At 71.6% G+C, this 10,018-nt stretch carries 10 protein-coding genes; 4 read left to right on the top strand and 6 right to left on the bottom strand.

The window, feature by feature from the left end; all coding sequences use genetic code 11:
- Nucleotides 1–265: 265 nt before the first annotated feature.
- Nucleotides 266–481: a hypothetical protein gene (locus DI269_RS00635; protein ID WP_112133234.1), complete on the top strand. Its 216-nt coding sequence runs from the start codon at nt 266–268 to the stop codon at nt 479–481.
- A 104-nt stretch (nt 482–585) separates the two neighbouring features.
- On the opposite strand, the gene DI269_RS00630 is transcribed toward DI269_RS00635, so the two are convergent.
- The 3 genes from DI269_RS00630 to acs all read right to left on the bottom strand — a co-directional run bounded on the left by DI269_RS00630 (nt 586) and on the right by acs (nt 4,845).
- Complete coding sequence (locus DI269_RS00630) at nt 586–1,722, bottom strand: amidohydrolase (protein WP_112133233.1); 1,137 nt, start codon at nt 1,720–1,722, stop codon at nt 586–588.
- A gap of 135 nt (nt 1,723–1,857) precedes the next feature.
- Nucleotides 1,858–2,778 (bottom strand): alpha/beta fold hydrolase, encoded by a 921-nt coding sequence (locus DI269_RS00625; protein ID WP_112133232.1) that lies wholly within the window; start codon nt 2,776–2,778, stop codon nt 1,858–1,860.
- A gap of 108 nt (nt 2,779–2,886) precedes the next feature.
- Nucleotides 2,887–4,845: an acetate--CoA ligase gene (acs, locus tag DI269_RS00620; RefSeq protein ID WP_112133231.1), complete on the bottom strand. Its 1,959-nt coding sequence runs from the start codon at nt 4,843–4,845 to the stop codon at nt 2,887–2,889.
- A 329-nt stretch (nt 4,846–5,174) separates the two neighbouring features.
- Between acs and DI269_RS00615 the strand changes: the two genes are divergently transcribed.
- Nucleotides 5,175–5,927, top strand: a complete 753-nt coding sequence (locus DI269_RS00615) for an oxidoreductase (protein ID WP_112133230.1) — start codon at nt 5,175–5,177, stop codon at nt 5,925–5,927.
- Here DI269_RS00615 and DI269_RS00610 read toward each other — a convergent pair.
- Genes DI269_RS00610 through mqnE form a run of 3 tightly spaced genes read right to left on the bottom strand, consistent with a single transcriptional unit; the run spans nt 5,924 to nt 7,748 of the window.
- Nucleotides 5,924–6,169: a DUF4229 domain-containing protein gene (locus DI269_RS00610; protein WP_112133229.1), complete on the bottom strand. Its 246-nt coding sequence runs from the start codon at nt 6,167–6,169 to the stop codon at nt 5,924–5,926. The genes DI269_RS00615 and DI269_RS00610 overlap by 4 nt on opposite strands.
- The gene (locus DI269_RS00605; protein WP_112133228.1) at nt 6,166–6,570 is read right to left on the bottom strand and encodes a hypothetical protein; all 405 of its coding nucleotides are present in this window, start codon (nt 6,568–6,570) and stop codon (nt 6,166–6,168) included. Before DI269_RS00605 ends, DI269_RS00610 begins: the two co-directional genes overlap by 4 nt.
- Before the next feature lie 2 nt (nt 6,571–6,572).
- Nucleotides 6,573–7,748, bottom strand: coding sequence for an aminofutalosine synthase MqnE (mqnE, locus tag DI269_RS00600; RefSeq protein WP_112133227.1), 1,176 nt, complete (start codon nt 7,746–7,748; stop codon nt 6,573–6,575).
- A 351-nt stretch (nt 7,749–8,099) separates the two neighbouring features.
- Here mqnE and DI269_RS00595 point away from each other — a divergent pair, with 351 nt between their 5' ends.
- Nucleotides 8,100–9,464 (top strand): C40 family peptidase, encoded by a 1,365-nt coding sequence (locus DI269_RS00595; protein WP_157974665.1) that lies wholly within the window; start codon nt 8,100–8,102, stop codon nt 9,462–9,464.
- Nucleotides 9,465–9,571: 107 nt separating this feature from the next.
- The coding region (locus DI269_RS27435) for a zinc-ribbon domain-containing protein (RefSeq protein WP_332871920.1) at nt 9,572–10,018 on the top strand (447 nt) is incomplete at its 3' end.

The raw sequence follows: 10,018 nt of genomic DNA, 5'->3' as shown, positions 1-10,018 counted from the left end.
CGAGGGGGCCCACATTGGAACCGCCCCGACCGGCAGCGCCGGTCGGGGCGGTTTTCCGTTGGCGGGGGCGGGGTCTGTGACCTGCGGCATGATCGGCACCTGAGTGTTCACGCGGCTTGCCCGAGGGTTCGCCGGGACGTAATGAGCCGGTGACACCGGCCGGTCAGAGTTGAGCATGAGGCCCCGGGGGACCGGAAATCGAATGGGGCCTCACGCCGCACCGGCGCGGCACGCATCGTGCATCACCGCCCGGAAGGAAACACCGATGGACCCTTACGCGTTTCTCGCAGTGCAACTGATCAAGTCCGAGGCCGGCTCCGCCCTGCCCGACGCCCCGGTCGTTCCCGACCGGCCGTCGCTGATGGACCGCATCGTCGGCGGGTTCGCCGCCGCCCGCAACGGCTTCCTCGCCCGCGAGCTGCGGGTGCGGGGCGACGCGGCACTGCTGCCGGCGCGCGCCGACGTCCGCCGCGCCGCGTAGCGGCCCGGGTCGACAAGCGAAGGGGCCGGGGAGCGTCTGCTCCCCGGCCCCGATCCTCGTCCGGGGCGGCGGTCAAGCCTCCGCAGCACCGCCGCCCCGGGCTCTCAGTCGACCTGCACGCCTTCGATGTACGCCTGCTCGACGCTGGAGTAGTAGTCGAGCGGGTCGCCCGACCACACGCAGAAGTCCGCGTCCTTGCCCGCTTCGAGCGAGCCGAGCCGGTCGGCCACGCCGAGGACCTCCGCGGGGTTGATCGTGACGGCCCGCAGCGCCGCGTCGCGGTCCAGGCCCGCCTTCACGCATTCCATGACCTGCACGATCAGGTACTGGATCGGCACCACCGGGTGGTCGGTCATGATCACCAGCTTCACGCCGGCCTCGGCCATCTTCACCGCGTTCTCGGGGAACCGCTTCGCGGTCTCGACCTTCGCGCGCGCGGTCAGCAGCGGCCCGAACAGGACCGGGATGCCCTTCTCCGCGAGGACGCCGGCGAGCAGGTGCGCCTCGGTCCCGTGGTCGAGCACCAGGTCGTACCCGAACTCGTCGGCGACGCGGATCGCCGTGGCGATGTCGTCGGCGCGGTGGCAGTGCTGGCGCCACGGGATCTCGCGGTTGAGCACCTTGACGAGGTTCTCCAGCTTCAGGTCCCGGTCGGGGTTCTCGGCGTCGCGGTGCTTCTCGGCGGCGATGAACGCCGACCGCAGCACGCCCGCGGTCCCCATGCGCGTCTTCGGGGTCTGGCCCTTGTCGCCGTACACGCGCTTGGGGTTCTCGCCCAGCGCCGACTTGATGCCGGCGGGGGAGCGGACCACGAGGTCGTCGACCCGGTTGCTCCCGGCGGTCTTGACGACGACGCACTCGCCGCCGATGACGTTGCCCGACCCGGGGTTGATGCACGCGGCGAGCACCCCGCCCCGCAGCGCGTCGGCGAACCCGGGCTCGACCGGGTTGATCCCGTCGAGGGCCCGCACGTGCGCGGTGTTCGGGTCGGTCATCTCGTTGGTGTCGTCGCCCGCCCAGCCCTCGCCGGTCTCGTGGACGCCGAGGTGGGTGTGGGCGTCGATGAGGCCCGGGACGATCCACTTGCCGGTCGCGTCGATGACCGTGACGCCTGCGGGGACGGCGAGGTCGGGGCCGCCGACGGCGCTGATGCGGCCGTCCTCGACGATCACGGTGCCGTGCTCGATGGGAGCCGCGGTGATGGGGACGACCGTCGCGCCGGTGAGTGCGAACGTGGACATGGACCCGCCTTCGGATTCGACAGCAGCTTGCCGCCCAATCCTGCCCCACGCGCTAGCCGGTCGGCTAGTTGTTGATCATATTGTGACCGTGGCTCACGGTGCTGGAGTGAACGAACCGCCCGGAGCGGCCGGGCTTCACGACGCCCACCTGATGATCTCCTTCGTCACCGTCTCCGGCGCCTCCTGCTGCGGGAAGTGCCCGACCCCGTCGAGGAGCTTCCACTCGTAGCGCCCCTGCACGTACCGGCCCGAGCCCTGCGCCGTCCGCGGCAGCACGCACGAGTCGAGCGCGCCGTGCAGCTGGAGCGTCGGCACCGGCGTCGGCCGCTGGAGCAGCTTCACGAACCGCCGCCCCGACAGCCCCACCGACGTGCGGAACGGCCACCGGAACGCCTCCAAGGCGCAGAACGCGGCCTGCGGGATCTGGATGACGTCCCGGCACGCCCGCACGTACTCCTGGAAGTCCCGCGTGCTCCGCCACCCCGGCCCCGACCACGAGTACATCAGGTCCGCGACCTTCCTTGCGTCCCAAGCCGTCAGCTTGTGCTCGTACCGCGGCATCTGGAACGCGAACAGGTGCCGCGACGCCGACAGCTGCCCCTTCGGGTCGACCGCGAGCGCGGCCCGCTGCCGCAGCGGGTGCGCCGCGCCGAGGACCACGAGGGACTTGAACTGCCTGGGGTGGAACGCGGCCGCCGCGAACGCGAGGATCCCGCCGAGGTCATGCCCCACCACCGTCGCCTCGCGCTCGCCGAGGGCCCGCACGAGCCCGACGACGTCGGCGGCCATCGTGTACGCGTCGTACCCGGTCGGCGGCTTGTCGGAGGCGCCGTAGCCGCGCAGGTCGGCGGCGACGACGCGGAAGCCCGCGTCGGCGAGCGCGGGCATCTGGTGGCGCCACGCCCACCAGAACTCGGGGAAGCCGTGCAGGAGCAGGATGAGGGGGCCTTCTCCGGATTCGGCCACGTGGAAGCGCGAGCCGTTGGCGTCGACTTGCCGGTGTGTCCAGGGGCCCTGCTTGAGGGCGGCGCTGTCGGCGAAGGTCTTGCGGGTCACGCGGACAGCGTACGAGGTCGGGCCCGCGTAATGCGGACCCGACCTCGTCACGAGTTCGTTACGGCCTCAGGCCGTGTTCCCGGACTCGCAGTGTCGGGAGGAGCGTCCTCAGTCCTCTTTGCCCGCCTGGAGCCCGGTCTTGATGCGGCTCATGACGGTGTTGTCGGCGAGGGTGGTGACGTCGCCGATCTCGCGGTCCTCGGCGATGTCGCGCAGGAGCCGGCGCATGATCTTGCCCGAGCGGGTCTTCGGGAGCTCGGCCACGACGATGACCTGGCGGGGCTTCGCGATGGGCCCCAGGGTCTTCGAGACGTGCTGGCGCAGTTCCGCGAGGTGCTCGGGGCTCGACTCGGCTTGGCCGCGCAGGATCACGAACGCGACGATGCCCTGGCCCGTCACCGGGTCCGAGGCCCCGACGACCGCCGCCTCAGCCACGGTCTCATGGCTCACCAGCGCGGACTCCACTTCGGTCGTGGAGATGTTGTGCCCGCTCACCAGCATGATGTCGTCGACGCGGCCCAGGAGCCACAGGTCGCCGTCGTCGTCCTTCTTCGCGCCGTCGCCGGCGAAGTACATCCCGTCGAAGTGCGCCCAGTACGTGTCGAGGAACCGCTGGTCGTCGCCCCAGATGGTGCGGAGCATCGACGGCCACGGCTCGCGGATCGTCAGGAACCCGCCGCCGCCGTTCGGCACCGACTCGCCCTGCTCGTCGACGACGTCGACGTTGATCCCCGGCAGCGGCCGCTGCGCCGACCCCGGCTTGGTCGCGGTGACGCCCGGCAGCGGGGACACCATGATCGCGCCGGTCTCGGTCTGCCACCACGTGTCCACCACGGGCGTGCTCCCGCCGCCGATGTGCTCGCGGTACCAGATCCACGCCTCGGGGTTGATCGGCTCGCCGACCGACCCGAGGACCCGCAGGCTCGACAGGTCGAACCGCGCGGGGATGTCGTCGCCCCACTTCATGAACGTGCGGATCGCCGTCGGCGCAGTGTAGAGGATCGTCACCCCGTACTTCTGGACGATCTCCCAGAACCGGCCGGTGTGCGGCGTGTCCGGGGTGCCCTCGTACATGACCTGGGTGGCGCCGTTCGACATGGGGCCGTAGACGATGTACGAGTGCCCGGTGACCCAGCCGATGTCGGCGGTGCACCAGTACACGTCGGTCTCCGGCTTGAGGTCGAACACGGCGTGGTGCGTGTACGACGCCTGCGTCAGGTACCCGCCGGAGGTGTGCAGGATGCCCTTCGGCTTGCCCGTGGTCCCCGACGTGTACAGGATGAACAGCGGGTGCTCGGCGTCGAACGCCTGCGCCTCATGCTCGTTCGAGGCGCCGCCGACGGCGTCCTCCCATTTCACGTCGCGGTCGTTCCACGCGACCTCCTGCCCGGTGCGGGTCACCACGAGGACCTGCTCCACCGACGGGCACGACTCGATCGCCTCGTCCACCGTCGGCTTGAGCGCCAGCGGCTTGCCGCGGCGGAACCCGCCGTCGGCGCAGATCACGAGCTTCGCGCCCGCGTCGTCGATGCGGCTCGACAGCGCGGTCGCGCTGAACCCGCCGAACACCACCGAGTGCGGGGCGCCGATGCGCGCGCACGCGAGCATCGCCACGGCCGCCTCGGGGATCATCGGCATGTAGATGACGACCCGGTCGCCCGCCTCCACACCGAGATCCGTGAGGGCGTTCGCGGCCCGCTTGACCTCGTCGAGCAGCTCGGCGTACGTGACGGCGCGCGTGTCGCCCGGCTCGCCCTCGAAGTGGATCGCGACCCGGTCGCCCAGGCCGTTCGCCACGTGCCGGTCGAGGCAGTTCGCGGCGACGTTCAGCTCGCCCCCGGTGAACCACTTCGCGAACGGAGGATTGTCCCAGTCGAGGACCCGGTCCCAGTCCTTCGACCAGTCGAGCCTGCGCGCCTGCGTCTCCCAGAACGCCAGGCGGTCGGCCGCGGCCTCGTCGTAGGCGGCCGCGGTGACGTTCGCCGACTTCGCGAACCCGGGGGACGGCGGGAACGTCCGGTCCTCCGAGAGGAGGTTGGCAAGCGTCTCTTGCGGGGTATCAGCCACGGGTATTGGCTCCTTACAGATCTACGCGCCGATGCGCTGCTGTGAGGCGGGTCTATGTCGCGTAACACTACCGCGAACTGGACGACACGGAACGTGCGGATGAGACGGCTCCGGCATCTGGGAACCGCCCGCGCCGAACGGCCCGCGAGCGGCCGACCGGCGGCCGCCGAGCGGTCCGAACCCACCCGTCCCGGGGACCCTGGGGGACCGATTCGAGAGGTATCGTCGGACCGGTGCAACCCTGCGTCCTGGTTTACGATTCTGTGACTGCCCTCTAGCCCGCCCGGTGCGCCGTTTGCGTGCTCCGCACTAAAGGTAAGGTTCCGCCCGTGGATCCTCTCGCGCCTCTCCTCGAACTCTCCGAGGTCGCCGACGCCCTTGAGAACGCCAGAGCCAACGTCGACCGCATGCTCTGGCACGAGGCCCTGCGCGGCGGCGAGGCACTCGTCGAGACCGAGGTCGCCCTGCACAGCGCCTCGGCGACCCTGGCGCTGGACGGGTACGACTGCGACGTCGAGCGGCTGCGCGAAGGCGACTTCGACGACCCCGTCGTCTCCGGCGTTCTCGCCGTCACCGAGGCCCTCCCGTCCCTCGCGGACGTGTGGCCCGTCTCGCCCCGCTACGTCCTCGCGAAGCTCCACCTCCTCGCCACCCGCGACCTCCCCGACGCCGGCGTCGACTTCGAGCCCGGCCGCATCGAGGTCGACGAGAACGGCTCGGCCCGCATCAACGCCCTGTGCGCGCTGATCACCAACCCCACCAAGGAGATCCCCGCCGCGATGGCCGCCGCCGTCGTCCACGGCGAGCTCCTGTCGGTGCGCCCGTTCCCGGTCGCCAACAACGTGGTCGCCCGCGCGGCCGCGCGCCTCGCGCTGGCCAGCAAGGGCCTCGACCCGAAGCTCCTGATCACCGTGGACGCCGGGCACCTGGAGCGCCAGCCGGAGTACGTGGGCGCGCAGCGCGCCTGGTCGACCGGCACGCCCGACGGCGTCCGGTCCTGGCTCAAGCACTACGGCAAGGCCCTCGAAGCGGGCGCGGCCGAGACGCTCCAGATCTGCTCGGAGCTGATGAAGGACGCTTAAGCGTCGTCTCCGGCGAGGTCGGCCCGCAGCTGCTGCTTCTCTTGGCGGCGGCGCTTCACGGCGTCGTCGATGTGGTTGATCATCGCCTCGCGCTGCTTCTTCAGCAGCACGTACCCGAGGACCATCGACACGAGGATGCCCGCGGCGAGCGCGAGGAGCGCGTTGATGAAGAACATGAGGGGCACCGCGACGGCGGCGACGAGCGCCAGGCGCGCGAGGTAGAACTTCCAGACCGGGTTCATGCGACCCGCTCCTCTCCGAAGGTGCGGACCCCTGCGTACCACAGGGGCGCGTAGACGAGTGCGGCGGTGAGTCCGGCGAGGCCGCCGGTGAGCATCGGCGGCCAGGTCGGCGGCAGGAGGATCCCGACCGCGAGCCCGGCGCCCAGGCCGAGGAGGAACCCGACGAGCATGACGCCCCAGCGGGCCGCGCCGCCGTAGCGCCGGAACTGCCCGGTGTAGGCCCACACGGTCGGCAGCGCGGCGATCCACCCCGACGTCTCGCCGAACGGGCGGCCGCTGGGGATCACGAACAGCAGGTCGATGACGGCCAGGACGACCGCGCCCATCACGAAGTACGCGAGGGCGGTGCCCACGAGCTGGCCGAGCGTCATCGCCTGCGGCGTCTCGGGCTGCTGCTGCACAACTAGAACTTCACGGACTGCGGCTCCGCGCGCCGCTCGGCGATGGTCTGGGGCCCTTCGTACTCGCGCACGACCTCGTAGCGGGTGTTGCGCTCGACGGGCTGGAACCCGGCGTCGCGGATGAGCTCCAGGAGGTCGTCGCGGGTCATCTTGTCGGGGGTGCCGTAGTCGTCGGCGTCGTGGGTGATCTTGTACTCCACGACCGACCCGTCGAGGTCGTCGGCGCCGAACGACAGCGACAGCTGCGCGACGTCGAGGCCGTGCATGACCCAGAAGCACTTGACGTGGTCGAAGTTGTCGAGCAGGAGCCGCGAGACCGCGAACGTCTTCAGCGACTCGGCCGGGCTCGCCATGGTGGTGCGCGCCTGGAGCCGGTTGCGGATCTTGCCGTCCTTGGCGTCGTGGAAGTCGTGCTGGTAGCGCAGGGGGATGAACACGGCGAACCCGCCGGTCTCGTCCTGCATCTCGCGCAGGCGCAGCACGTGGTCGACGCGGTGGCGGGGCTCCTCGATGTGGCCGTACAGCATCGTCGCGGGGGTGCGCAGGCCCTTCTGGTGGGCGAGGCGGTGGATGCGCGACCAGTCCTCCCAGTGGCAGTCGTGGTCGACGATGTGCTGGCGGACCTCCCAGTCGAAGATCTCGGCGCCGCCGCCGGTGAGCGACTCCAGGCCGGCCTCGATGAGCTCGTCGAGGATCTCGTCGGCGGTCAGGCCGGAGATCTTCTCGAACCACTGGACCTCGGTGGCGGTGAACGCCTTCAGGTTCACCTCGGGGAGGGTCTCCTTGAGCGCCTTGAGGACCCGCGGGTAGTAGCGCCACGGGAGGGTCGGGTGGAGGCCGTTGACGATGTGCAGCTCGGTGGGGGCGTCGCCCTTCATCTGCTCGGCGAGGGCCACGGCCTGCTCGACGCGCATCGTGTACGCGTCGGTCTCGCCGGGCTTGCGCTGGAACGAGCAGTACGCGCAGGACGCGGAGCACACGTTGGTGAGGTTGAGGTGCCGGTTGACGTTGAACATGGTCCGGTCGCCGTTCTTGGCGGTGCGGACCCCGTGCGCGAGGCGGCCCAGCCACGCGAGGTCGTCGACCTCGTACAGGCCCACGCCGTCCTCGAAGCTCAGCCGCTCGCCGGCCGCGAGCTTCGCCTCGATACCGGCCTTGAACTCGGCATTGTCGTCCATGGCGCTCCCAACGTTGTCGGATCACCGCCAGCGTAGCCCCGCGGGCACGCAGGGGCGGCCGCGGCTTTTCCACGTGTGAGGCCGTGAACGCGGCGAACGTGAACGGAGGGTCCCGGCATTTCGGACACCCGGGGACCCCCCATTTCAAATCTACCGGCGGGGTCCGACGGCGGGCCCCCGCGCGGAGGCGTCGGTCGCCCGAGGTGCGGCGGCCCCGCTCCGGATGCGTTGTCGCTGAGCGTGATCGGACGTGATCGACCACACGGTGCCAGAGTGGAGGCAACCGTGGATGCGAGACTTGCGTGTCTTCGGTACAGTATCCGTGGCCTCCCCCACAGAAGGACACCTCACATGCGCGTTTCACGGTTCGGTGCCCGCATGATCGCCGCCGCCGGTGCGGCGGCCGTCGTCTTCGGCGGGGCCCTGCCCGCATTCGCCCAGCCGGGCGTCACGGTCCCCGACGACGGCGGCCGGCCCCTCGGGGGCGCGGGCGACGACAGCCCGGTCACCAACCCCGAGACGGCCGACGGCCCCCTCGGCGACCAGATCACCGCCGCCCAGATCGACCTCGCGCAGCTCGCCGAGGAGACCACCGCCGCGCAGGACGAGTGGCTCGCCCGCGAGAGCCGCCTCGGCGACGCCCAGACCGACTGGACCGCGACGACCGCCGAGCTGGAGGCCGCGCAGGAGGCCCTCGACTACGCCGCGGGCCAGGCCTACGCCGACACCGCCGGCGTCCCCGACACCGAGCTCCCCGACCTGTCCGGGCTCACCCCGCTCGGCGGCGAATGGGACCTGCCCGAGCTCTCGGCCGACCTCGACGAGGCGGCGACCGCCGAGCAGGTCGCCCGCGCCGCCTACGACGCCGCCGTCCTCTCCGCCGACCGCGCCGAGAACCGCTACCTCGCCCTCGACACCGAGTTCGACGCCGCCCAGACCGCCCTGACCGAGCTCGTCGAGGACAACCGCGAGGCCCTGGAGCAGCTGGAGCGCGAGCGCGACGCCGCCGCGGCCGAGTACTCCGGGGACTTCTCCTCCGAGGTCGACGGCTGGGACGCCGCCCCCGAGGCGAAGAAGGCCGTCGAGTACGCCCTCGCGCAGCTCGGCGACCCGTACGTGTGGGGCGCCGAGGGCCCCGACTCCTTCGACTGCTCGGGCCTGGTCCAGTCCGCGTACGCCTATGCGGGCGTGAGCGTCCCGCGCGTGGCCGCCGACCAGTACAACGCGACCCGCGACAAGCCCGTCGACGTCGAGAAGCTCCTCCCCGGCGACCTCCTGTACTGGTGGGACGACCCGGGCAACTGGCAGTCCGTCTACCACACCGGCATGTACCTGGGCGACGGCAAGATGATCCAGGCCCCCCGGACGGGCGACGTCGTGAAGATCAGCTCGATCTGGTTCGAGAACTTCGCCGGCGCGCACCGCGTCGTCGACGCGATCCAGACCGACCCCGACGCCGACGACCCCACGCAGACCCCGGAGGAGCCCACCCCCACCGACCCGGAGCCGACCACGAAGGACCCGTCGCCGACGCCGACCGAGACCGATTCGCCCAGCCCCGACCCGGAGCCCACCGACAGCGAGACGCCGTCGGAGTCCCCGTCGCCGACCCCCAGCGGGGAACCCCAGACGCCCACCGAGGACGAGGGCGAGTCGCCGGCCGAGACGGTCGCCGACACCGTCGCCGCCGTCCTGACGCGCCAGACCGAGGCCTGAGGGGCGTCCCCGAGTAGTGGGAACGCGTGCACGGGCCGCGACGGGTTGATGGCACGATGGATATCGAGTTGCCCGATTGACGACGCTCCAGCCCCGAGGAGGCTTCCGTGGACGGAAACAGCTGTAGCTCCTGCGGTCAACGACTGAACGCCGGGCAGCGCCGCTGCCCCCAGTGCGGCGCCCCCCTGCCGCCCCCGATCGGGGGCTTCCCGGCCGAGCCGCAGTACCCGCCGCCGGCGGCGTCCTATGGCGCGCCCTCGTACGCGCCTCCCGGTGCGCCCCAGGCGTACGGCGCGGCCGCCGTGCCCCAGTACGCCCCGCCCGGCGAGCCGCAGGGCTACGCCGCGCCCCCGGAACCCCAGTACGCGCCGCCGGGCGCCTACCAGCCGACCGCCCCGCCCGCGCCCCAGCCGAACCAGGGCTACGCGGCCGTGCCGCCCCCGCAGCCTCCCCAGCCCCAGTACGGCGCCCCGCAGCAGTGGGGCCAGCCCGCGCAGGGCTCGGCCGCCGTCCCGCAGGGCCACGCGCCCCAGTACGGCGCGGCCCCGGTCCAG

Source organism: Glycomyces dulcitolivorans, from assembly GCF_003265355.1.
Classification (GTDB): Bacteria; Actinomycetota; Actinomycetes; order Mycobacteriales; family Micromonosporaceae; genus Glycomyces; species Glycomyces dulcitolivorans.
This window is presented reverse-complemented; position numbering and strand designations above follow the sequence as displayed.